The 23201-nt window shown below is 41.0% G+C and carries 22 protein-coding genes; 16 read left to right on the top strand and 6 right to left on the bottom strand.

The window, feature by feature from the left end; translation table 11 throughout:
- The first annotated feature begins 104 nt into the window (after positions 1–104).
- Positions 105–1808: a dihydroxy-acid dehydratase gene (ilvD, locus tag HT703_RS01965; protein WP_000137354.1), complete on the top strand. Its 1704-nt coding sequence runs from the start codon at positions 105–107 to the stop codon at positions 1806–1808.
- Between the two features lie 219 nt (positions 1809–2027).
- Here ilvD and HT703_RS01960 read toward each other — a convergent pair whose 3' ends face one another.
- The gene (locus HT703_RS01960; protein WP_001206380.1) at positions 2028–2369 is read right to left on the bottom strand and encodes a metal-sulfur cluster assembly factor; all 342 of its coding nucleotides are present in this window, start codon (positions 2367–2369) and stop codon (positions 2028–2030) included.
- Positions 2370–2492: 123 nt separating this feature from the next.
- On the opposite strand from HT703_RS01960, the gene HT703_RS01955 reads away from it, so the two are divergent.
- From HT703_RS01955 to HT703_RS01895, 13 genes are all read left to right on the top strand, one after another.
- Complete coding sequence (locus HT703_RS01955; protein ID WP_000434986.1) at positions 2493–3344, top strand: Rgg/GadR/MutR family transcriptional regulator; 852 nt, start codon at positions 2493–2495, stop codon at positions 3342–3344.
- Positions 3345–3544: 200 nt separating this feature from the next.
- Positions 3545–4792: a hypothetical protein gene (locus HT703_RS01950; RefSeq protein WP_000770636.1), complete on the top strand. Its 1248-nt coding sequence runs from the start codon at positions 3545–3547 to the stop codon at positions 4790–4792.
- 76 nt (positions 4793–4868) lie between these two features.
- The gene (gene hisS, locus HT703_RS01945) at positions 4869–6149 is read left to right on the top strand and encodes a histidine--tRNA ligase (protein WP_172929877.1); all 1281 of its coding nucleotides are present in this window, start codon (positions 4869–4871) and stop codon (positions 6147–6149) included.
- Positions 6149–6613 carry a hypothetical protein gene (locus HT703_RS01940; protein WP_025170602.1) on the top strand — a complete coding sequence of 155 codons (465 nt, stop codon included), beginning with the start codon at positions 6149–6151 and terminating at the stop codon, positions 6611–6613. Before hisS ends, HT703_RS01940 begins: the two co-directional genes overlap by 1 nt.
- A gap of 9 nt (positions 6614–6622) precedes the next feature.
- Positions 6623–6829, top strand: coding sequence for a helix-turn-helix transcriptional regulator (locus HT703_RS01935; protein ID WP_001176227.1), 207 nt, complete (start codon positions 6623–6625; stop codon positions 6827–6829).
- The gene (locus HT703_RS01930) at positions 6829–7017 is read left to right on the top strand and encodes a hypothetical protein (protein WP_001046123.1); all 189 of its coding nucleotides are present in this window, start codon (positions 6829–6831) and stop codon (positions 7015–7017) included. The genes HT703_RS01935 and HT703_RS01930 overlap by 1 nt, the downstream gene beginning before the upstream one ends.
- A gap of 11 nt (positions 7018–7028) precedes the next feature.
- A complete protein-coding gene (locus HT703_RS01925; protein WP_023935375.1) occupies positions 7029–7772 on the top strand; it encodes a DUF3169 family protein in 744 nt (247 codons plus the stop codon).
- A gap of 10 nt (positions 7773–7782) precedes the next feature.
- On the top strand, positions 7783–8607 hold the full coding sequence (locus HT703_RS01920; RefSeq protein ID WP_000621678.1) for an ABC transporter ATP-binding protein: 825 nt from the start codon (positions 7783–7785) through the stop codon (positions 8605–8607).
- Positions 8600–9298, top strand: coding sequence for an ABC transporter permease (locus HT703_RS01915; RefSeq protein WP_023935373.1), 699 nt, complete (start codon positions 8600–8602; stop codon positions 9296–9298). The genes HT703_RS01920 and HT703_RS01915 overlap by 8 nt, the downstream gene beginning before the upstream one ends.
- Before the next feature lie 9 nt (positions 9299–9307).
- Positions 9308–9949, top strand: coding sequence for a type II CAAX endopeptidase family protein (locus tag HT703_RS01910; RefSeq protein ID WP_023935371.1), 642 nt, complete (start codon positions 9308–9310; stop codon positions 9947–9949).
- A 17-nt stretch (positions 9950–9966) separates the two neighbouring features.
- On the top strand, positions 9967–10197 hold the full coding sequence (locus HT703_RS01905; protein ID WP_000832171.1) for a hypothetical protein: 231 nt from the start codon (positions 9967–9969) through the stop codon (positions 10195–10197).
- A gap of 154 nt (positions 10198–10351) precedes the next feature.
- Entirely contained in the window at positions 10352–12115 is a 1764-nt protein-coding gene (gene aspS, locus HT703_RS01900; RefSeq protein WP_054392988.1) for an aspartate--tRNA ligase, read from the top strand.
- Positions 12093–13034: a YitT family protein gene (locus tag HT703_RS01895; RefSeq protein ID WP_050223204.1), complete on the top strand. Its 942-nt coding sequence runs from the start codon at positions 12093–12095 to the stop codon at positions 13032–13034. Before aspS ends, HT703_RS01895 begins: the two co-directional genes overlap by 23 nt.
- 29 nt (positions 13035–13063) lie before the next feature.
- Here the strand turns inward: HT703_RS01895 and HT703_RS01890 are convergent, their stop codons facing one another.
- The 5 genes from HT703_RS01890 to HT703_RS01870 form a co-directional block, all read right to left on the bottom strand.
- A complete protein-coding gene (locus HT703_RS01890) occupies positions 13064–14050 on the bottom strand; it encodes a LacI family DNA-binding transcriptional regulator (RefSeq protein WP_023939941.1) in 987 nt (328 codons plus the stop codon).
- Between the two features lie 9 nt (positions 14051–14059).
- Positions 14060–14860, bottom strand: a complete 801-nt coding sequence (locus tag HT703_RS01885) for a DUF1189 domain-containing protein (RefSeq protein ID WP_054392989.1) — start codon at positions 14858–14860, stop codon at positions 14060–14062.
- Positions 14861–15100: 240 nt separating this feature from the next.
- A complete protein-coding gene (locus tag HT703_RS01880; protein ID WP_001065638.1) occupies positions 15101–15943 on the bottom strand; it encodes a sugar ABC transporter permease in 843 nt (280 codons plus the stop codon).
- A 1-nt stretch (position 15944) separates the two neighbouring features.
- Positions 15945–17237, bottom strand: coding sequence for a sugar ABC transporter permease (locus tag HT703_RS01875; protein WP_000414964.1), 1293 nt, complete (start codon positions 17235–17237; stop codon positions 15945–15947).
- A 110-nt stretch (positions 17238–17347) separates the two neighbouring features.
- On the bottom strand, positions 17348–18619 hold the full coding sequence (locus tag HT703_RS01870; RefSeq protein WP_000095469.1) for an extracellular solute-binding protein: 1272 nt from the start codon (positions 18617–18619) through the stop codon (positions 17348–17350).
- A 586-nt stretch (positions 18620–19205) separates the two neighbouring features.
- Between HT703_RS01870 and malQ the strand changes: the two genes are divergently transcribed.
- Positions 19206–20771, top strand: a complete 1566-nt coding sequence (malQ, locus tag HT703_RS01865; protein WP_338010942.1) for a 4-alpha-glucanotransferase — start codon at positions 19206–19208, stop codon at positions 20769–20771.
- Between the two features lie 25 nt (positions 20772–20796).
- Positions 20797–23055 (top strand): glycogen/starch/alpha-glucan family phosphorylase, encoded by a 2259-nt coding sequence (gene glgP / locus HT703_RS01860; protein WP_054392623.1) that lies wholly within the window; start codon positions 20797–20799, stop codon positions 23053–23055.
- Positions 23056–23201: the final 146 nt, after the last annotated feature.

Here is a 23201-nt window from a genome sequence, read left to right as displayed (position 1 = left end):
ATATTTCATATGTATATAGAATTTTCTGAAAATTCAAGAATTTTCTTCTGTTCATTGCTTTTAAAATGTGCTATAATAGTAAAAACTGAAATGGGAGGGAACAAATGACTGAATTAGATAAACGTCACCGCAGTAGCATTTATGACAGTATGGTAAAATCACCAAACCGTGCTATGCTTCGTGCGACTGGTATGACAGATAAGGACTTTGAAACACCGATTGTGGGAGTGATTTCGACTTGGGCGGAAAATACACCATGTAACATTCACTTGCATGATTTCGGGAAACTGGCTAAAGAAGGTGTCAAATCTGCAGGCGCTTGGCCTGTACAGTTTGGAACTATTACCGTAGCAGACGGGATCGCTATGGGAACGCCTGGTATGCGTTTCTCTCTAACATCTCGTGACATCATCGCGGACTCCATCGAGGCGGCTATGAGTGGTCACAACGTGGATGCCTTCGTCGCTATCGGTGGCTGTGACAAGAACATGCCTGGATCTATGATTGCCATTGCCAATATGGATATCCCTGCAGTCTTTGCCTATGGTGGAACGATTGCACCGGGAAATCTTGATGGCAAAGACATTGACTTGGTTTCTGTCTTTGAGGGTATCGGAAAATGGAACCACGGTGACATGACAGCTGAGGACGTGAAACGTCTTGAATGTAATGCCTGCCCTGGCCCTGGTGGCTGTGGTGGTATGTATACTGCTAATACCATGGCGACTGCTATCGAAGTTTTGGGTATGAGTTTGCCAGGTTCTTCATCTCACCCAGCTGAATCAGCTGATAAGAAAGAAGATATCGAAGCAGCAGGACGTGCTGTTGTTAAGATGTTGGAGCTTGGTCTCAAACCATCAGATATCTTGACTCGTGAAGCCTTTGAAGATGCCATCACTGTGACGATGGCTCTCGGTGGTTCTACAAACGCCACTCTTCACTTGCTTGCCATTGCCCATGCTGCCAATGTTGACTTGTCACTTGAGGACTTCAATACGATCCAAGAGCGTGTGCCTCACTTGGCCGACTTGAAACCATCTGGTCAGTATGTCTTCCAAGACCTCTACGAAGTCGGTGGTGTCCCTGCGGTTATGAAGTACTTGTTGGCAAATGGATTCCTTCATGGAGATCGCATCACATGTACTGGTAAGACAGTTGCTGAGAACTTGGCTGACTTTGCAGACCTCACACCAGGTCAAAAAGTTATCATGCCACTTGAAAATCCAAAACGTGCGGACGGTCCGCTTATCATCTTGAACGGAAACCTTGCTCCTGACGGTGCAGTTGCCAAGGTATCAGGTGTTAAAGTGCGTCGTCACGTTGGGCCAGCTAAGGTCTTTGACTCAGAAGAAGATGCCATTCAGGCTGTTTTGACAGATGAAATCGTTGATGGCGATGTAGTCGTTGTTCGTTTCGTTGGACCTAAGGGTGGTCCTGGTATGCCTGAGATGCTGTCCCTTTCTTCAATGATCGTTGGTAAAGGTCAAGGAGACAAGGTGGCCCTCTTGACGGATGGACGTTTCTCTGGTGGTACTTATGGTCTGGTTGTTGGACATATCGCTCCTGAAGCTCAGGATGGTGGACCAATTGCCTATCTTCGTACAGGCGATATCGTTACGGTTGACCAAGATACCAAAGAAATTTCCATGGCCGTATCCGAAGAAGAACTTGAAAAACGCAAGGCAGAAACAACCTTGCCACCACTTTATAGCCGTGGTGTCCTCGGTAAATATGCCCACATCGTATCATCTGCTTCACGCGGAGCCGTGACAGACTTCTGGAATATGGACAAGTCAGGTAAAAAATAAACTCATACTCTTCGAAAATCTCTTCAAACCACGTCAACGTCGCCTTGCCGTAGGTATGGTTNNTTTTGAGCTGACTTCGTCAATTTTATCCACAACTTCAAAACAGTGTTTTGAGCAACCTGCGGCTAGTTTTCTAGTTTGCCCTTTGATTTTCATTGAGTATCAAAAAGCAAGCCATTTTCGGCTTGCTTTTTTCATCTTTAAAAGTGATTGGTCTGATTAACGAGGTGGTAGTCCAAGGGCAATACGGCCATAGCGACTGATTCGTGTGATTTTCCAAGCAGGCGACCAGGTAACTTCAACCTTGACATCTTCGATCCCCTCGATTTGTTTCAGACCTGCAACGATTTCAATAGGCAGGCTTTCGGCACAATCACAGGCGGTGTCAGTGAAGGTCATGACAATCTTGCAGAGACCTGTTTCGTCCAGATTGATTTCATAGATCAGCCCTAGATTGTAAACATCCAATTCCACATCTGTATCAAAAACCTTCTCTAGTTTTTCGATAATTTGATCTTGCAAGGCCAAAGCACGGTCATTGATTTTGATATCCTCTCTCATTACAGTCCCTCCACATGATAAATATCCCCTATTTTCTCATAACTCTGACAATTTGGCAAGCTTTTGATGAATTTTCTGAAAAATATGATAAAATGAAGAAAATACGGAATCAAGGGGAAGTCTATGGAGCAGATTGGAAAAGTCTTTAGACAATTACGAGAGTCAAGAAATATCTCACTGAGACAAGCAACCGGGGGACAATTTTCGCCGTCTATGTTGTCCCGCTTTGAAACAGGTCAGAGTGAGCTTTCGGTGGAAAAGTTTCTATTTGCCTTGGGAAATATATCTGCCAGTGTAGAGGAAATTCTCTTTCTGGCGAGAGGTTTTCAGTATGATACAGATTCTGAGTTGAGAAAAGAAATCATAGATGTCTTGGATCCAAAGAATATAGCTCCTCTTGAGGACTTGTATCGCAAGGAGTATCAAAAGCATGTCCATTCTCAAAACAAACAGAAACATATTTTAAATGCCATTATGATTAAGTCTTATATGAAGAGCATGGATGATACGGTAGAGTTAACGGCAGAGGAAGGGAAAGTCCTTCATGATTATTTGTTTTCTACCGAGATTTGGGGAATCTATGAACTCAATTTATTTTCAGTCAGTTCACAATTTCTATCTGCTTCTCTTTTCACTAGGTATGTTAGAGAGATGGTACGAAAATCTGATTTTCTAATGGAAATGTCTGGTAATCGAAACCTGTTTCACACTATACTATTGAATGGTTTTTTAGCCAGCATTGAGTGTGAAGAATTTACCAATGCCTCTTATTTTAAACGTGTTATCGAAGAGCATTTCTACAAGGAAAATGAGACCTATTTCCGGATTGTTTATCTGTGGGCGGAAGGTCTCCTTGATAGCAAGCAAGGTAGAGTCAAGGAAGGACAGAAAAAGATGGAGGATGCTGTCCGTATTTTTGAGATGCTTGGCTGTAATAAATCGGCAGATTACTATAGAAAAACGACTGATTCTTGAATATCTGCAAACTAAGAAAATAATTTAAAATTTGAAGCGATAGAACTATTGGGCTCTCTCGTGTCACTGGAGAAATTCTATCGTTTCTTTTTTCTCATTTCGTTTGTTGCATATATTCAAAAGTTTTTTCTCTAGAATTTCTAAGTGCTATACTATAGTCATACTTTATATAGAACTTCGAACAAGAAGGGAGATTATCTATGAAACTATTGTTCAGAAATCAAGCTTATCGACTCTTGACTTTGTCACGCTTCTTCAATGCTTTTGGTGCTTCAATTTTCAATCTGGTCTTTATCGTCTATGCATCGACCTTGCCACAAGCCTCTTTTGCTGTTGCTATGGCGAATATTGTCATGATTCTTCCGACTCTCTTTACAGTTTTTGTAGGGATTCGGGCAGATTACACAAGGGACAAGGTCAAATGGATGGTCTATAGCGGTTTGTTTCAGGCGGTTTTATTTTTTCTAGCAGCCCTAGTTGTTCAGCAAGCTAGTCTCTTTGCCTTTTCTAGCCTGTGTTTAATCAATGTCATTAGTGATGTCATCAGTGATTTTGCAGGTGGTTTGCGCATGCCTCTCATTAAGGAAAAAGTAGCTGAAAATGATTTGATGGAGGCTTATTCTTTTTCCCAATTCATCACCTATATTTCAGCTATTGGTGGTCAAGCTTTTGGAGTCTGGCTCTTAGGTCTATCGGTCAACAATTTTTCCCTCGTTGCGGGAATCAATGCCTGTTTCTTCCTAGTATCAGCCGTCATCCTCTTTTTAGGAAAAAGCAAATTGAGCCTGTCAATGTCATCTGCTGATGGTGAAATTCTAAAAAATGAGAAGCTTCCGATCAAAGACCAGTTCCTAACGATTTATCGAAATTTACGTCTCGTTTTTCTTAAAGGTGGACAGAAAAACTTTGGTTTTATGCTCTTTGCTGTCTTGCTTATCAATGCCTTGGGTGGCGCTTTGGGTGGAATTTATAATATCTTCTTTTTGAGCCATTCTCTTTTGGACTTTTCTTACACAGAGGCATTATTTATCAGTCAATTCTGTGCTTTGTTAGCAATCATCATCAGTAGCCTTACGGGCAATGATTATTTTGGGAAGCAGTCCCTGCCTAGATTGATGATGTGGGCGACCGTAGGACTCACTCTAATTGCTCTGGCTAACGTATTCAATCAAGTCGTGCTTGGTTTGCTATTTCTCTTTTTAACTCTGTATGTGTCTGGTAAAGTTCAACCAAAGATTAGTGCCATGCTCATGAAAAATCTAGCTCCAGAGGTTTTAGCTCGTACCAGTAATTTTTTAGGTTTATTGTTTACCTTATCCATACCTGTGGGAACAGCCTGTTTTTCACTTGTAGCCGTATGGAATATACAGTTGACTTGGATGCTATTTGTTGGTCTTTCCTTGATAGCTATTTTTTTGACAGGGCTTAATCTCAAAAATGATATTTGAATCCTAATTTTTTCTCACTGTTTTAATCACTCTATTTATGGTAAAATAAGACTATTAAGTTTAAAGAGGATTCCCTATGAAATTACAAAAACCAAAAGGAACGCAGGATATTTTACCTGCTGAGTCTGCCAAATGGCAGTACGTTGAGGGCTTTGCCCGTGAGATTTTCAAGCGCTACAACTATGCAGAAGTGCGCACGCCTATTTTTGAGCATTACGAGGTCATCAGTCGCTCTGTCGGAGATACAACGGATATCGTAACTAAGGAAATGTACGATTTCTATGACAAGGGTGACCGTCATATTACCCTCCGTCCAGAAGGAACTGCGCCAGTAGTCCGTTCTTATGTGGAAAATAAACTCTTCGCCCCAGAAGTGCAAAAGCCAAGCAAGTTCTACTATATGGGACCTATGTTCCGTTATGAGCGTCCACAGGCAGGGCGTTTACGCCAGTTCCACCAGATTGGTGTTGAGTGTTTTGGCTCTAGCAATCCAGCTACCGATGTGGAAACCATCGCGATGGCAGCCCATTTCTTGAAAGAAATCGGTATCCAAGGTGTCAAATTACATCTTAACACTCTTGGAAATCCTGAGAGCCGTGCGGCCTACCGTCAAGCCTTGATTGACTACTTAACACCGCTCAAGGAGACCTTGTCTAAGGATAGCCAACGTCGTTTGGAGGAAAATCCTCTTCGTGTCTTGGACTCTAAGGAAAAAGAAGACAAGGTGGCAGTGGAGAATGCACCGTCTATCTTGGACTTCCTTGATGAAGAAAGTCAAGCTCATTTTGATGCTGTGCGTCAGATGTTGGAAAATCTTGGAGTAGACTATATCATCGATACCAATATGGTGCGTGGTCTGGACTACTACAACCACACCATTTTCGAGTTTATCACTGAGATTGAGGGCAATGACCTGACCGTCTGTGCGGGTGGTCGTTACGATGGTTTGGTTTCTTACTTTGGAGGCCCTGAAACTGCTGGCTTTGGTTTTGGACTTGGTGTAGAGCGCCTGCTTCTCATTCTTGAAAAGCAAGGTGTGGCCCTCCCTATCGAAAACGCCCTAGATGTCTATATCGCAGTTTTGGGTGAAGGAGCAAATGTCAAGGCCTTGGAATTGGTACAGGCTCTTCGCCAACAAGGTTTCAAAGCAGAGCGTGATTACCTCAACCGTAAGCTCAAAGCTCAATTCAAGTCAGCCGATGTCTTTGTGGCTAAAACCCTCATCACCCTAGGAGAGAGTGAAGTCGAAAGCGGACAAGTGACGGTCAAGAATAACCAAACCCGAGAAGAAGTCCAAGTGTCACTTGAGACAATCAGCCAAAACTTCTCAGAAATCTTTGAAAAATTAGGCTTTTAATAACAGAAAAACTGGTCAGAAACCTACTCCTGACCTTTTTCTTTTGCAAAATGACAAAAATCATAAACTTTTTGACAAATATGCTTGTCAAAAAGAAAAAGATGTGTTACAATATAATCAAGTTAAGAGAAAAGGAGCAGGGAACGATTATGTGGGCATTAGGATTTGTACCTCTTGTGATTATGTTTTATCTCTATCATACCCAAAGGGTCAAGAAATTAGAGAATAAAATCAAAAGAATTGAGCAAAAACAGAAAGGAAATAAAGAAATGTCAAGATTATTAAAAGAATTGATTGGGAAAACACCGACAATCGTTGGACAAGTTTTTGGAACAGATAACTGGGAAGTTGTGGATGTTGATGAGGAATGGGTCAAGCTACGTCGTGTTAATAAAAAAGGAAAAGAAAAATTCAAACTACAACGCATTGAGGATATCCAAACTGTTGAATTTGACGGAAAGTAGGTGTGTGACATGCAACTAAAAAATCGTCTAAAAGAGCTTCGAGCTCGCGATGGTCTCAATCAAACCGACCTAGCCAAGCTGGCAGGGGTTTCCAGACAGACCATTAGCCTACTAGAACGGGATGAGTACACCCCGTCCATTATCATTGCCCTGAAAATATCTCAAATTTTCAACGAAACAGTCGAATCGGTATTTCGCTTGGAGGAGGACGAGTGATGAACAAGTATAAAGTGATTTATTATGTAGTTGCCATAGCTCTATTAGTCAGCCTATGTCTACTAATTGGAACAAATCTAGGATGGTTTGATCTCTATTACAGCGACCAATTTATCTGGGCCTACTTTGCTCTTATCCCAGTCGTTGACTGGATTGAAAAGAAATCCAAAAATCTAGCAAGTAAATAAGGAGAATGAATATGGAAAAGAAAAAGAAACGTGGATTGTTATTATTTTTGATGTCTATTGTCTTGGGAGCTTTCTTTGGCATTTTTGTAGGGATGTTTAAGGCTGTTGCCGAATCCCACGGAATTATGTTAGATGTAAAAATCTTGATACCATGGATATCAGCTATTTGTTTAGTGTTAGGTTTCATTAGCATTCTTTTGACATTCAATTTCTTAAAGAAAAGCAGAAAATTTCATTCCTTGTATCAAGAGGAAATGGACGATGATCTGAATGAAACCTATTATGTGCAAATGTATCGGAATCTCGAGTTTGGAACCACTGCTTTTAATATTGCAAGTGTAGCGATTTTATTGGCTCTTTTCATCTCAGGTAGTGAAGTGATTGTACCAAATAGAAGCAATCTAACCTTATCTCTTTCTTTTTTGGGATTAGTGCTGATTCTCAGTGTTCAAAAATATCTTTTTAAGACCATTGCGATTGTTCGTCAGTTTGATTTGGCATTTTTCTCAACACCAAAGGATGTCTTAGAGTATGTAAATTCTTATGATGAAGGGGAGCGTCAGGCTAATTTGGAACAGAGTTTTCGGATTTTATTCCAATTAAATCAGTATGTCTTACCAGTCTTATATGTTTTTCTTTTTATCATTTCTTTCTTGACAGGAGAGATTCAGCTGCTAGCCTTCTTGCTTGTAGGAGCTATCCATATTTATATCAATGTGATGCAGTTACCTATGGTAAAACGCTATTTCAAATAAAGGAGTTTCTATGATTCGTGTTGAAAATGTAAGTAAAAGTTTTGGGAGCAAAAAAGCTCTTCATCAGATTTCTTTTGAGATTAAGGAGGGTGAAATCTTTGGTTTTCTGGGACCTTCTGGCTCAGGTAAAACAACCATGATCAATGTCTTAACAGGACAGTTGGCTGCAGATCAAGGTAAAACAGTTTTGCTAGGCAAGAATTCTCAAGATTTAACCTCAAATGATTTGGAACAAATTGGTATTGTGAGTGATGGCAGTAGTTTTTATGAAAAGATGAGTCTTTATAAAAATCTTCTCATCTATGCTAAGTTATATGGCCTCAAGGCAGATAGAGTAGTTCAGGTGCTTCAACAGGTTGGATTGGCAGATGCTAAAGATATTATCGCAGAAAAACTATCTACAGGAATGAAACAACGAATGTTCTTGGCTCGTGCCCTTCTTAATGCACCTAAGATTCTCTTCCTTGATGAGCCAACCAGTGGCTTAGACCCTACAACATCTAAGATGATTCATACCCTACTTCAAGAATTAAAGCATGCGGGGACAACTATCTTTCTGACCACGCATGATATGAATGAAGCAACTCTGCTTTGTGATCGCTTATCTCTTTTAAATAAGGGTAATTTAATAGAGTATGGAAGTCCGCAAGATATTATCCAGAAGTACCATGTGGATAAGAAAGTACGTGTAGCTTATAAAGATGGACGAGAACAGATAGTTCCATTTGAAGAATTGCCACATTTAGACACGACAGATTTGATGGTGGTTCACTCTTGTGAGCCGACTTTAGAAGAGATCTTTATCAGATTAACAGGAGAAAAGTTAGATGTTTAGAAAATTAAATGCCCTACTATGGTTAAGATTACAAGTTCTTATCAGCAATTCAACTTTGTTAGCGACTTTATTGATGCCTTTTGGTATTGCTGTTTTATATAATGAATTTTTAAATAAGAATGGACAATTGAGCCTATTTTTACTATCTGCTAGCTTGACGATGGTCTTGAGCATGGGAAGTGGTTATATGGTATCGATTATGATGGCAGAAGATAAGGAAAAACGAAATCTTAAATCACTCATTCTAAGTGGTGTGACAGCAACAGAATATACTTTTAGTATGCTTGTTCTCCCTATTCTGATAATGTTACTTGCTATGATTGTACTTCCCATCTATCTTAAAGTAGATCTATCAGGTTACTTATTTGCCTATGTTATCTATTTGCTCCTAGCAACTATTAGTATTATTTTTCTCAACCTTCTAATCGGTGCGGTGTCAGATACTCAATCTAAAGCGCAAGTTTATAGTATCTTCCCTATGTTAATTGTCTCTTTTTTACCTATAATTGCTCTTCAAAATGATACGGTTCAAAAAGTGTTGGATTACTCGTTCATCGGTCCTATTGTAAATCTTTTAAATAAAAAAGGTGGGGAAATATCTTTTTCTAACATCGGTATGTTACTTGCCTGGGTACTTGTGTTAGGAATAGCGAACCTCTTTGTATTGAAAAATAGTTATAAAGCAAGATAGGAGAACTTTATGAAACTACTTAAAAAACTTGGCTGGTTTCTTCTAGCCATTCTATCCTTTTTATTCATCTATGGCTTCATTCAGGGGCTCGCGACTACGTCGCTTGCCTTAGGCGCTTCACCCTATGCTGTGACCTTGCTCTATGTGGCCTTGGCTGGAGTTTATGTGTACGGCATTTACAAATGGTATCATAAGGCTTCTGTTCATATTGAGAAGAGCGGCTTTAACCGATTTATTTGGCTTCCTGCCTTGGTTTGGTTCTTATCTCTGGTCGTTCAATTCTTCTTGCCAGATGATCCTTCAGTAAATCAGCAAATAGCGACAGACTTGACCTTGTCTCAACCACTCTTCTCCTTCTTTGCGGTCGTTATTTTTGCTCCTCTGACGGAAGAGCTTATCTTTAGAGGGATGTTAGCACGCTACCTCTTTCCTAAGCAGGACAATAGTAAACAAACTCTGCTTTTCCTTCTGGTATCCAGTGTTTTGTTTGCCTTAGGTCATTTCCCAGGTGATGTGCAACAATTTTTTGTCTATTTTAGCCTTGGTTTTAGTTTGGGCTTGGCTTATATTAGCAGAAAAGGTCTGGTCTACAGTATTTCTCTCCACGCTTTGAATAATTTAGTCAGCTTTTTGATGATTCTCATGCTATAATAGAGTCAGGAGGTCACATGAAACGAGTAATTTTATTAGCAGTGATTCAAGCAGTTGTTCTATTTTTCATCATTGGGGCGCTAGCTTATGCCTTCAAAGGCGATTTCTTCCATAACTATCTAGCAGTCGTCTTTGCTCCTATTGCAGGTGTCTTGCGTTTTGGGACGGCTTACATAACGGAAATTGTCTTGCCTCGAAAGGCAGCCGAAATTGCTGAAAAGCGTAAAGCAGGCAAAAATTCAAAATAAAAGAGTCCGATGAACTTCATCGGATTTTTGTATGGGCGCTAATTTTTAGGGACTTTACCTGATTTTTTAAGACTGGCAAACTTTTCTGCTGATTTTCATGAAGAGCCTGCGCTTTTATGGTAAAATAGTAACAGAATAAAAGAGGAGAGAAAACATGAAACGTAGTATGTATGCTGGTCGTGTTCGTGAGGAACACATCGGACAAGAAATAACCTTGAAAGGATGGGTTGGCCGTCGTCGTGACCTCGGTGGTTTGATCTTTATCGACCTTCGTGACCGTGAAGGAATCATGCAGTTGGTTATCAACCCTGAAAAAGTCTCTGCCGAGGTCATGGCAACAGCTGAAAGCCTTCGTAGCGAATTTGTTATCGAGGTGACTGGTCAGGTCGCTGCGCGTGAGCAAGCCAATGATAAGTTACCAACTGGTGCAGTTGAGTTAAACGTGACAGCTCTGACAGTGCTTAATACAGCTAAGACAACCCCATTTGAGATTAAGGATGGGATTGAGGCTAATGACGATACGCGTTTGCGTTACCGTTACCTTGACCTTCGTCGCCCAGAAATGTTGGAAAATCTTAAACTTCGTGCTAAGGTGACCCACTCTATCCGCAACTACTTGGATGAGTTGGAGTTTATCGACGTGGAAACACCATTCCTTTCTAAGTCAACACCAGAAGGGGCGCGTGACTATTTGGTACCGTCTCGCGTCAATAAAGGGCATTTTTACGCCCTTCCTCAAAGTCCGCAAATCACTAAGCAATTGTTGATGAATGCTGGTTTTGACCGTTATTACCAAATCGTCAAATGTTTCCGTGATGAGGACTTGCGTGGAGACCGCCAGCCTGAGTTCACTCAGGTCGACTTGGAAACATCTTTCCTTACTGAGCAAGAAATTCAAGATATCACAGAAGGCTTGATTGCGCGTGTGATGAAAGAGACTAAAGGCATCGAAGTGACGCTTCCATTCCCTCGTATGAAATACGATGACGCTATGGCTCTTTACGGTTCTGACAAGCCAGATACTCGTTTTGACATGTTGCTTCAGGACTTGACAGAAGTGGTCAAAGGTGTAGACTTCAAAGTCTTTTCAGAAGCACCTGCGGTTAAAGCCATTGTGGTCAAAGGAGCTGCGGACAACTATTCACGTAAAGACATCGATAAGATGACGGAAGTAGCCAAACAATATGGTGCCAAAGGTCTTGCTTGGGTCAAGGTAGTTGATGGAGAATTAAATGGACCAGTTGCTAAGTTCTTGACTGGTATCCAAGAAGAATTGACAACAGCGCTTGCTCTTGAAGATAAGGACTTGGTTCTCTTTGTGGCGGATATGCTTGAAGTAGCTAACGCAACTCTTGGTGCCCTTCGTGGACGCATTGCTAAAGAGCTTGGCATGATTGATAATGATAAGTTCAACTTCCTTTGGGTGGTTGACTGGCCGATGTTTGAATGGTCTGAAGAAGAAGGCCGTTATATGAGCGCCCACCATCCATTCACACTTCCACAGGAAGAGACTGCTCACGAATTAGAAGGTGATTTGGCTAAGGTTCATGCCATTGCTTACGATATCGTCTTGAACGGTTATGAGCTTGGTGGTGGTAGCCTTCGTATCAACCAAAAAGACCTTCAAGAACGCATGTTCAAGGCCCTTGGTTTCTCAGCTGAAGAAGCCAATGACCAGTTTGGTTTCCTTCTTGAAGCCATGGACTATGGTTTCCCACCACACGGTGGTTTGGCTATCGGTCTTGACCGATTTGTCATGCTCTTAGCAGGAGAAGAAAATATCCGTGAAATCATTGCCTTTCCTAAGAACAACAAGGCAAGTGACCCAATGACACAAGCTCCTTCAACAGTAGCTCTTAAACAACTAGAGGAACTCAGCTTACAAGTAGAAGAAGATGAAACAAGCAAAACGAATTAAGCGGTGGCGCTATTATCTGCGCCGCTTTGCTTATCAGATAAAAATTTTACGTGTCTTACAAAGCATCTCTCGGGAAAAATATGATGAGAAGATTTCGGCCTCTCTGGTCTATGGTTTTTTATCAGCAGTAGCAGTCAATTTCTTTTTCCAACCAGGGCATGTGTATTCGAGTGGTGCGACAGGTCTGGCACAGATTATCTCTGCCTTGAGTAATCACTGGTTTGGTTTTCATATTCCGATTTCGCTAACCTTTTACGCTATTAACTTCCCTTTGATGGTCTTGGCTTGGTATCAGATTGGCCATAAGTTCACCGTCTTTACATTTATCACGGTGTCTATGAGTTCCTTCTTTATCCAGTTTGTCCCTGTGGCAACCTTGACGGAGGATCCCATTATCAATGCCCTTTTTGGGGGTGTTGTTATGGGTTTAGGGATTGGTTTTGCTCTTCGAAACAATATCTCCAGTGGTGGGACGGACATCGTCAGCCTGACTATTCGCAAGAAAACGGGTAAGAATGTCGGTAGTATTTCTTTCTTGGTAAATGGAACTATCATGCTGATAGCAGGTTTGACCTTTGGTTGGAAATACGCTCTCTACTCTATGATTACCATCTTTGTCTCTAGCCGTGTGACAGACGCTGTTTTTACCAAGCAAAAACGCATGCAGGCTATGATTGTGACCAATCATCCAGATAAAGTAATTGAGAAAATCCATAAAAAATTGCACCGCGGAGCAACCATGATCCATGATGCAGAAGGAACCTATAATCACGAGAGAAAGGCAGTTTTAATCACTGTCATTACACGTGCAGAGTTTAATGAATTTAAACAGATTATGACACAAGTGGATCCAAGCGCCTTTGTCTCTGTCTCGGAAAATGTTCATATTCTAGGAAGATTTGTTGAGATAGATAATTAGTGACCAAAAAAACCAGCGTGAGCTGGTTTTTATTTTTCTATAATTTTATGGGCAATCAACTGGCGGTAACAAATTTGTTTATTGCTTTTAGCATCGTTGATAATCTGAAGAATCGTTTCAAATGATGTTTGACCAAGTTCTAGGCTATTGATATCGACATAGGCTGCCAAGTTGAGCTTGGGATTAACCGAGTCAAAGCTGAGAACAGGGACATTCAGCTGGTGTTTGGCAATATAGTTACAAACACCTTCAGCTAGGAGGCTATCGGTTGTGATGATAGCATCAATTTGTGGATCGTGCTTGAATAATCGCTTGCTAAATTTATAGCCCTTTTCTTCCAGAAACTCGTCGGCAAAGTAGATGCGATTGTTGTCAGTGGTCAGTTTGTAATGCTTAAGCGCCTGTTCATAGCCTGTTAAACGGTCTTTGGTCACGAAGAGCTTTTTACTTCCTCCGATAAAGGCAATGCGTTTGCAGCCTTTTTTGATGAAATATTCAGTCGCATCAAAACCAGCTTGAACATTGTCGTTGTCGACAAGTGGGATGAAAGGAGATAGAGATTTACCTAAGATAAGGAAGGGGAACTGTTCTTCTGCTACGAGTTTGACGAGGGGATCTTCTTCTTGGGCATAGAGAAAGATTAGCCCATCTACACGCTTGCCGTAGACCATTTGTGAAATAGCGTTGAGACGCTCCTTTTCATCTTTTCCTGTTGCTATCTGAATGGCATAGTGGTTTTCAGATGCGACTTGAGAGATGCCACGTAGAACCGATGGAAAGAAAGGATTCTGGTAGAAGGCGTCTGAGTCATCAGGAAGAACCAAACCAATCACCTGAGTGTAGCTGCTTACCAAGCTACGAGCGTTGAGGTTGGGGTGGTAGTTGAGCTCCTTCATAGCCTTGCGAACGCGTTTTTTTGTTTCGTCGCTAATGGTTGATTTATTTTGAATAACACGGGTTACGGTTGAAGGCGAAACACCAGCAGCCTTGGCCACGTCTTTAATCGTAACGGGCATAAAAATCTCCTATTTATGGTAATTTGGATCACGGAAATGTGTTTTATAAAAGATAGTGACCAGATACAGAACAAAAAGAATATTTTGTACAGTAATCAGGGTTGTCATATTTTGGCCAAATAATCCCAAAATAAGTGTAATCAGAGTCGGCAATCCTAAACAGTTCAAGATAAAGTGATAGCACTCTTTAAAGGTTCTAAATGAAAAGAGGCGTGATTTCTTAGTGATATAAAGGAGAAGACTAGCTCCTAGAGAGACGATAAAGAAATTCAAACCAAAGAGGAAGCTGGCACCGAGAACTAGGAAGAGACTGATATAGACACGATTTTGTTGGTACCAGTCTTTAGAAATTGCTTGGGTCAAGCTGTCTTTGCTTTTGAAACTCTCAGTCTGAATGGCTCGGTAAGAGATGCGGGTCAGTTCCTTGCTTTCCTTGCTGATGACTAGCTCATTTGTATCGAAATGCAGTTGCAAGTCCTTCGGGAACTCCTTACCTGGGCTTGGACCAATCACAAGAGAAGGGGCTTGATTGGCAGTTCCTGTATAAATTAATGTGCCATCGACAATTGTAGCATGTTCAGAGAGATCCTGGACAACCTTATCTGTCAATGGTTCATAGACATTATCGATAAAGGTTTCTAGCGGATAAGTCTCCTGGGAGCTGTTTTGAATGGCAATGGGTACCATCGACAAGCTGATAAGGAAGATACTGGTAAAGAGTAGTTGAAACCAGTTGAGCCCGAAACGTTTGGACAGGGGCTTACGAAATCCCCAAATACTTGAAAAATAGGAAAATGGATATGGAAGCATAGGTATCTTTCTAAAAGGTGTTTTCTATATGAGTATTATTATATAGAGAAATTCGCTTTATTTCAAGTCTAGGAGAAAAATTGCTTGTTGTAAGGACATTACTTACAGTAACAATCGTTAATACTTAATGAAAATCACAGAGCAAACTAGGAAGCTAACCACAGGTTGCTCAAAACANNGCTGACGTGGTTTGAAGAGGTTTTCGAAGAGTATAAAATGAAAAAGGGTGGCGGGGATAAATTATCCCTTGTCGCCACCACTTGTAAGTCCTGAAACAAAGTTCTTTTGTAGGAAGAAGAAGAGAATACAGATTGGAAGGGCGATGAGGATAGCACCTGCTGAGAAGTAGGCAATCTTCATGTTTTTCGCATTGTTAACGAAGGTTTGGAGACCTACGGCAACAGTAAAGTATTCTTTCTCACGAAGCAAGAAACTAGAGAGGATGTAGTCCCCGAAAGGTCCCATGAAGGCCCAGAGAGCTTGTACGGCAACCATTGGGCGAACAAGTGGAAGAACAATTTGCCAGAAGCGGCGGAAGTGTCCTGCACCGTCTAGTTTTGCAGATTCGTCTAAAGACATTGGCACTGTATCGAAGTAGCCTTTCATGAGCCAAGTATTCATCGGGATACCACCACCAACGTAGAGGAAGATGAGGAACCAGCTGTGGTTAAGGGCGTTCAACATAAGCGCCATAACGAAGAAGGCTGTCAAAGCGGCCATAGTTGGCACCATTTGGATGATCAAGAAGAAGACCAAACTTTGTTTACGAGCCAAGAAGTTGTAACGGCTGTAGGCATAACCAGCAAGTACGATGATACTTGTTTGAACAGCCATGGTAATCAAGGCAATGATCAAGGTGTTGAGGTACCAAGTACCGTACAAGGTTTCAGTGAAGAGGCCTTGGAAGTTAGCAAAACTAAAGTCGACGTTGCTGTCTAGTTTAAAGGCTACTACGTTACCAGTCTTGAAGGCTGACATAATGGTAATCAAAAGTGGATAGATAATGACAATTGATAGACCAATCAGGTAAAGGTATGTAAGGCTTTGAGTCAGTCTACGTTTGAGTTTAATTGAGTTATTCATCTTAGACGTCCTCCATATCAAATGCGTGTAGTTTCTTGAATGCGATCATAGAGATTGAGATGACAATGATAGAGATAATCAAGGTGACAGCTGCCGCCATTGAGTATTGAGGAGATGTACCTGTTGTCAAACGGTAAATCCATGAAATCAAGATATCGGTTGAACCAGCTCCACCACCGACACTACCAGGTCCTCCAGCGTTGAAGAGGTACATGATAGAGAAGTTGTTAAAGTTGAAGGTGTATTGGCTAATCAAAGTAGGTGCCGCAACAGCCAAGATCATTGGGAAAGTGATGTTGCGGAATTTTTGCCAAGCATTGGCACCGTCAATATAAGCTGCTTCGTAAAGGTCGTTAGGAATAGATTGCAAGATACCCAAGGTCAGAACGTAGATGTATGGGAATCCAAGCCAACCTTGCATCATAATCAAGGCAATCTTAGTCCAAGTTGGGTCTGTTTTCCAGGGAATAAGAGCGCCATCAAGGAAAGGAAGGAATTTAGCCAAGATTGGCAATACTTGGGTGTTGATAGCTCCGACACTATCGTTAAACATGTTTGAGAATGTCAAGATAGTGATGAAGGCTGGGACAGCCCAAGGAAGAAGGAAAATAACACCAAAGATACGTTTTCCTTTGATAAATGGTTGGTTAGCAATGATAGCTGTGAAGATACCAATCACAATCTGTAAAGTTGAGGCTGCCAAAGCCCAGATGATGGTCCAAGAAAGAACAGAACCAAAGGCAGAACGGAAGGTACTCAAACTCCAGATATTACTAAAGTTTGTCAAACCAACCCAGTCCAACAATTTGTTTGGTGGTAAGTGTTGGAAGTCATAGTTGGTAAAGGCGATCATCAAGGTTACGATAACTGGGAAGATAATCGCGAAGGTCATGGCAACATAAGATGGAATAATCAAGAGATAAGGGAAACCATTTTCATAAATCCCTTTGATCATGTCTTTGAGGGTACGTGGAACTGGAATTCCATTGTTAATGCGTTTTGCAATCGTATATGCATCTTTGATATTTGAGAAATAAAAGAGTACATAAACGACTACAAAGATTAAATGGAAGGCACCACGAATCAGCATAAAGAGGGAATTATCACGACCGGGCTTGTCACCAAGAGTGATGAGATTGCTCAATTCAGGTGCTGCAAGTGCTAGGAAATAAAGGACAAATACGATGGTTACACCAAGGAAGATAAAACCTTTGGCTTTTTGTTTATTGTAAATCTGTCCTAACCCAGGAATGATAGACAGCAGGGCTGCCTTACTAGGTTGTTGCTTTTCCATAATAACTCCTTTCATAGGATACTACTTTTTTATAAGAAAGCTAAATTATTTGTGTCTCTATTGATAAATTCAAAGGGGGATTTGAATTCCACCCCCCTTGAACAAATTTTTTATTCACCAAATTTTTGTTTGATTGTTTCTTTGATCAATGTTACAGCGTCGTTAGCAGCTGTTTTAGCATCTTTTTGACCACTTACAGTATCAAAGAGCATGTTAGCAGCTGGTTCCCAAACTGCAGACATTTGAGAGATGTTTGGAATTGGTTGAGCGTTCTTGAATTGTTTGATAACAGCTGTTGTCAACTCATCGTTTTTACCTTCAGCGTATGAACGAGCTTCAGTATTAGCTGGGATTTCGTTAGTTGCATCGTAGAAAGCTTTTTGTTGTTCAGTTGAAACAAGGAAGTCTACAAATTTCTGTGCGCCTTCAAGGTTCTTAGTACTTGAAGGAATGATCCAAGCTTTACCACCACCGAATGCAGCATATTCTTTTCCATTTGGAAGAGTTGGGATAGTCGCAACACCGTAGTTTACTTTAGCATCTTTGAGGGCTTGAGCTTTCCAAGGCCCATCAATGATAGCAGCTGTTTTACCTTCTTGGAATTGAGTTTGGATTAGGTTTCCAGCAGCTGTACCATCTTGCATACCTTTAGGCCATTTTTCGTACCAAGATTTAGCGTAGTTGATACCTGCGATAGAACCGTCGTTTGCAAGACCGATGTCTTTAGGGTCTTTACCGTTTTGTCCGAATACGTAAGCGCCGTTACCAGCAAGAAGTCCGTATGCATAGTAGAAGTTTGTCCAGTCAGCTAGGAAGGCAGAAGTTTTTCCATCTTCTCCAGCGAAGGCATATTTGCTATCTTTAGCAAGGTTTTCCAAGTCAGCAAATGTTTTGGGAGCGTCTTTTACCAAGTCTTTGTTGTAGTACATAACAAGTGACTCGATAACGGCAGGAGCACCGTAAACTTTACCGTCAGCAGCGGTTACAAGAGATTTAGTTGTATCTTCTGTTTTAGCACCATCGCTCAATTTCACTTCTGAAAGTTGTCCGTCAGAACCAAGGCTACCCACACGGTCGTATGGAGCCATCATAACGTCAGCAGCTTGACCAGATTGGTTGTCAAGAGAAAGTTTGTCAAGCCCACCAAGTTGGTCACCAGATTTGATGTTAACTGTTGTGCCTGATTGCTCTTTATAAGCTTTAGCAACTGTTTCAGCATAAGCTTTGTATTGGTCCTCAACGTAAAGAGTGATTTCTTTCGCTTCAGATGAACCAGACTCAGCAGGCTTATCAGCAGTTTTGCTTCCGCAAGCTACCAAGAGCAAGCTAGCAAGTGTAGCAGTTCCAAGCACCGCAGCGCTCTTCATGAATTTAGATGACATAGTGTATTCCTCCTAAAGAATAACAAGTTTTATTGATAAGGAAACGCAAACGTTTTCCTTTATGAACTTAGTATAGCACAAATAGAAAACGGTTGCAAGTGTTTTTGACAAAAATTTTAAAAAATTTTTAAGCTTGATTTGATAGCATGATTTTGCTTTTTAATAGAAGAAAAGTGTGAAATAGATAAGAATACAGTATTTTTAATAAAAAATAGATGTAATCTATCTAAAGAGGGAAATCAGGAGGGGCTACCTCCCTGTTTCTAATTCCTATCTATTTTCTATGGATCTTTGTGCCCCCTTGCATCTAAATTCAAGTTTTCTAGGGGAGGATTTGCACTTTGTAGACTGTCCCGTGAGAGTCAAACTTTAGGATTAGATAGTTTTAATACTCTTCGAAAATCAAANNCGTACTCAAGTACAGCCTGCGGCTAGTTTCCTAGTTTGCTCTTTGATTTTCATTGAGTATAAGTTATCTTTGCTAAAATGGGTTAGTCTCCTTAAAAATAATCAAAAAAGTTTTTTAAAAACGCTTGCAATTATGCTTGAAAAGGAGTATACTTATAAGTAGCGCAAACGTTTGCGTCTGCAAAAATACGCAACGTTCCATTATTTTAACACACGAGGTGCTATTATGAAAAAACGTCAAAGTGGTGTGTTGATGCACATCTCTTCTCTTCCAGGAGCTTACGGAATCGGATCATTTGGTCAAAGTGCTTACGACTTCGTTGATTTCTTGGTTTGCACAAAACAACGTTACTGGCAAATCCTTCCATTAGGAACAACTAGTTACGGGGATTCTCCTTACCAATCTTTCTCAGCCTTCGCAGGAAACACTCATTTTATCGATTTAGATATCTTGGTGGAGCAAGGTTTGTTGGAAGCAAGTGACCTTGAAGGAGTTGACTTTGGTAGCGATGCGTCTGAAGTTGATTATGCGAAAATCTACTATGCACGTCGTCCTCTTTTAGAAAAAGCGGTAAAACGTTTCTTGGAAGTAGGAGATGTTAAAGATTTTGAGAAATTTGCTCAAGACAACCAATCATGGCTTGAGCTCTTTGCTGAGTATATGGCTATCAAAGAGCATTTTGACAATCTTGCTTGGACTGAATGGCCAGATGCAGATGTTCGTGCTCGTAAAGCTTCAGCACTTGAAAGCTACCGTGAGCAATTGGCAGACAAGTTGGTTTACCACCGTGTGACTCAATACTTCTTCTTCCAACAATGGTTGAAATTGAAAGCTTACGCTAACGACAACCACATCGAAATCGTTGGGGACATGCCAATCTACGTAGCGGAAGATTCAAGCGATATGTGGGCAAATCCGCATCTCTTCAAAACAGATGTCAACGGTAAGGCAACTTGCATCGCAGGATGTCCACCAGATGAGTTCTCTGCAACTGGTCAGCTTTGGGGTAACCCAATCTATGACTGGGAAGCAATGGACAAAGATGGTTACAAATGGTGGATTGAACGCTTGCGTGAAAGCTTCAAAATCTACGATATCGTTCGTATTGACCACTTCCGTGGTTTCGAATCTTACTGGGAAATCCCTGCTGGTTCCGATACAGCAGCACCTGGTGAGTGGGTGAAAGGTCCGGGCTACAAGCTTTTTGCAGCCGTTAAGGAAGAACTTGGTGAGCTAAACATCATCGCAGAAGACCTTGGCTTCATGACAGATGAAGTTATTGAGTTGCGTGAACGTACTGGCTTCCCAGGAATGAAGATTCTTCAATTTGCCTTCAACCCAGAAGACGAAAGCATTGATAGCCCACACTTGGCACCTGCTAACTCAGTTATGTACACAGGAACACACGATAACAATACGGTTCTTGGTTGGTACCGTAACGAGATTGATGATGCGACTCGTGAGTACATGGCTCGTTACACGAACCGTAAAGAATACGAAACAGTGCCACATGCTATGCTTCGTACAGTCTTTTCATCAGTTAGCTTCATGGCAATTGCAACTATGCAAGATTTGCTAGAATTGGATGAGACAGCTCGTATGAACTTCCCATCTACACTTGGTGGAAACTGGTCTTGGCGTATGACTGAAGAGCAATTGACACCAGCTGTCGAGGAAGGTTTGCTTGACTTGACAACAATCTATCGACGAATTAATGAAAATTTGGTAGAATTAAAGAAATAATACAATATCAGGAGACATCTTAAACATGTTATCACTACAAGAATTTGTACAAAATCGTTACAATAAAACCATTGCAGAATGTAGCAATGAAGAGCTTTACCTTGCTCTTCTTAACTACAGCAAGCTTGCAAGCAGCCAAAAACCAGTTAACACTGGTAAGAAAAAAGTTTACTACATCTCAGCTGAGTTCTTGATTGGTAAACTCTTGTCAAACAACTTGATTAACCTTGGTCTTTACGACGATGTCAAAAAAGAACTTGCAGCTGCAGGTAAAGACTTGATCGAAGTTGAAGAAGTTGAATTGGAACCATCTCTTGGTAATGGTGGTTTGGGACGTTTGGCTGCCTGCTTTATCGACTCAATTGCGACTCTTGGTTTGAATGGTGACGGTGTTGGTCTTAATTACCACTTTGGTCTTTTCCAACAAGTTCTTAAAAACAACCAACAAGAAACAATTCCAAATGCATGGTTGACAGAGCAAAACTGGTTGGTTCACTCAAGCCGTAGCTACCAAGTGCCATTTGCAGACTTTACTTTGACATCAACTCTTTATGATATTGATGTTCCTGGTTACAAGACAGAAACGAAGAACCGCTTGCGTTTGTTTGACTTGGATTCAGTTGATTCTTCTATTATTAAAGACGGTATCAGCTTTGACAAGACAGATATCGCTCGTAACTTGACTCTCTTCCTTTACCCAGATGATAGTGACCGTCAAGGTGAATTGCTCCGTATCTTCCAACAATACTTCATGGTTTCAAACGGTGCGCAATTGATCATCGACGAAGCAATCGAAAAAGGAAGCAACTTGCATGACCTTGCTGACTACGCAGTTGTGCAAATCAACGATACTCACCCATCAATGGTGATTCCTGAATTGATCCGTCTTTTGACTGCACGTGGTATCGAGCTTGACGAAGCAATCTCAATCGTTCGTAGTATGACTGCTTATACTAACCACACAATCCTTGCAGAAGCGCTTGAAAAATGGCCTCTTGAATTCTTGCAAGAAGTGGTTCCTCACTTGGTACCAATCATCGAAGAATTGGACCGTCGTGTGAAAGCAGAATACAAAGATCCAGCTGTTCAAATCATCGATGAGAGCGGACGTGTTCACATGGCTCACATGGATATCCACTACGGATACAGTGTTAACGGAGTAGCAGCACTTCACACTGAAATCTTGAAAAATTCTGAGTTGAAAGCTTTCTACGACCTTTACCCAGAAAAGTTCAACAACAAAACAAACGGTATCACTTTCCGTCGTTGGCTTATGCATGCTAACCCAAGATTGTCTCACTACTTGGATGAGATTCTTGGAGATGGTTGGCACCATGAAGCAGATGAGCTTGAAAAACTCTTGTCTTATGAAGACAAAGCAGCTGTCAAAGAAAAATTGGAAAGCATCAAGGCTCACAACAAACGTAAATTGGCTCGTCACTTGAAAGAACACCAAGGTGTGGAAATCAATCCAAACTCTATCTTTGATATCCAAATCAAACGTCTTCACGAGTACAAACGACAACAAATGAACGCTTTGTACGTAATCCACAAATACCTTGACATCAAAGCTGGTAACATCCCTGCTCGCCCAATTACAATCTTCTTTGGTGGTAAAGCAGCTCCAGCCTACACAATCGCTCAAGACATTATCCATTTAATCCTTTGTATGTCAGAAGTTATTGCTAATGATCCAGCAGTAGCTCCACACTTGCAAGTAGTTATGGTTGAAAACTACAACGTTACTGCAGCAAGCTTCCTTATCCCAGCATGTGATATTTCAGAACAAATCTCACTTGCTTCTAAAGAAGCTTCAGGTACTGGTAACATGAAATTCATGTTGAACGGAGCTTTGACTCTTGGTACTATGGACGGTGCTAACGTGGAAATCGCTGAGTTGGTTGGCGACGAAAACATCTACATCTTTGGTGAAGATTCAGAAACTGTTATCGACCTTTACGCAAAAGCAGCTTACAAATCAAGCGAATTCTACGCTCGTAAAGCTATCAAACCATTGGTTGACTTCATCGTTAGCGATGCAGTTCTTGCAGCTGGAAACAAAGAGCGCTTGGAACGTCTTTACAATGAATTGATCAACAAAGACTGGTTCATGACTCTTCTTGACTTGGAAGACTATATCAAAGTCAAAGAGCAAATGCTTGCTGACTACGAAGACCGTGACGCATGGTTGGATAAAGTTATCGTTAACATTTCTAAAGCAGGATTCTTCTCATCTGACCGTACAATCGCTCAGTATAACGAAGATATCTGGCACTTGAACTAATACTCTTCGAAAATCTCTTCAAACCATGTCAGCTTTATCTGCAACCNNTTCATTGAGTATAAGATACAAGATTTATACTAATACATTTTGTAAAAAAGCGAGTTTCAATTGAAATTCGCTTTTTTAAATGTTGTGGATTTTAGTCA

The organism is Streptococcus sp. 3874 (genome assembly GCF_013276425.1).
In the GTDB taxonomy this organism is placed as follows: Bacteria; Bacillota; Bacilli; order Lactobacillales; family Streptococcaceae; genus Streptococcus; species Streptococcus pseudopneumoniae.
Note: the sequence above shows the minus strand (reverse complement) of the source record. Positions and strands in the feature narration are given on the sequence as shown.

Excerpts from the sequence above, each read along its gene's own strand:
- HT703_RS01925 (WP_023935375.1), top strand. The coding sequence starts at position 7,029 with ATGGAAAAGAAAAAGAAACGTGGATTGTTATTATTTTTGATGTCTATT.
- HT703_RS01960 (WP_001206380.1), bottom strand. The coding sequence starts at position 2,369 with ATGAGAGAGGATATCAAAATCAATGACCGTGCTTTGGCCTTGCAAGAT.
- HT703_RS01875 (WP_000414964.1), bottom strand. The coding sequence starts at position 17,237 with ATGGAAAAGCAACAACCTAGTAAGGCAGCCCTGCTGTCTATCATTCCT.
- HT703_RS01950 (WP_000770636.1), top strand. The coding sequence starts at position 3,545 with ATGAAACTATTGTTCAGAAATCAAGCTTATCGACTCTTGACTTTGTCA.
- HT703_RS01890 (WP_023939941.1), bottom strand. The coding sequence starts at position 14,050 with ATGCCCGTTACGATTAAAGACGTGGCCAAGGCTGCTGGTGTTTCGCCT.
- HT703_RS01870 (WP_000095469.1), bottom strand. The coding sequence starts at position 18,619 with ATGTCATCTAAATTCATGAAGAGCGCTGCGGTGCTTGGAACTGCTACA.
- HT703_RS01885 (WP_054392989.1), bottom strand. The coding sequence starts at position 14,860 with ATGCTTCCATATCCATTTTCCTATTTTTCAAGTATTTGGGGATTTCGT.
- aspS (WP_054392988.1), top strand. The coding sequence starts at position 10,352 with ATGAAACGTAGTATGTATGCTGGTCGTGTTCGTGAGGAACACATCGGA.
- HT703_RS01895 (WP_050223204.1), top strand. The coding sequence starts at position 12,093 with ATGAAACAAGCAAAACGAATTAAGCGGTGGCGCTATTATCTGCGCCGC.
- HT703_RS01905 (WP_000832171.1), top strand. The coding sequence starts at position 9,967 with ATGAAACGAGTAATTTTATTAGCAGTGATTCAAGCAGTTGTTCTATTT.
- glgP (WP_054392623.1), top strand. The coding sequence starts at position 20,797 with ATGTTATCACTACAAGAATTTGTACAAAATCGTTACAATAAAACCATT.
- HT703_RS01880 (WP_001065638.1), bottom strand. The coding sequence starts at position 15,943 with ATGAATAACTCAATTAAACTCAAACGTAGACTGACTCAAAGCCTTACA.
- HT703_RS01930 (WP_001046123.1), top strand. The coding sequence starts at position 6,829 with ATGAACAAGTATAAAGTGATTTATTATGTAGTTGCCATAGCTCTATTA.
- hisS (WP_172929877.1), top strand. The coding sequence starts at position 4,869 with ATGAAATTACAAAAACCAAAAGGAACGCAGGATATTTTACCTGCTGAG.
- ilvD (WP_000137354.1), top strand. The coding sequence starts at position 105 with ATGACTGAATTAGATAAACGTCACCGCAGTAGCATTTATGACAGTATG.
- HT703_RS01920 (WP_000621678.1), top strand. The coding sequence starts at position 7,783 with ATGATTCGTGTTGAAAATGTAAGTAAAAGTTTTGGGAGCAAAAAAGCT.
- HT703_RS01915 (WP_023935373.1), top strand. The coding sequence starts at position 8,600 with ATGTTTAGAAAATTAAATGCCCTACTATGGTTAAGATTACAAGTTCTT.
- HT703_RS01910 (WP_023935371.1), top strand. The coding sequence starts at position 9,308 with ATGAAACTACTTAAAAAACTTGGCTGGTTTCTTCTAGCCATTCTATCC.
- HT703_RS01955 (WP_000434986.1), top strand. The coding sequence starts at position 2,493 with ATGGAGCAGATTGGAAAAGTCTTTAGACAATTACGAGAGTCAAGAAAT.
- HT703_RS01935 (WP_001176227.1), top strand. The coding sequence starts at position 6,623 with ATGCAACTAAAAAATCGTCTAAAAGAGCTTCGAGCTCGCGATGGTCTC.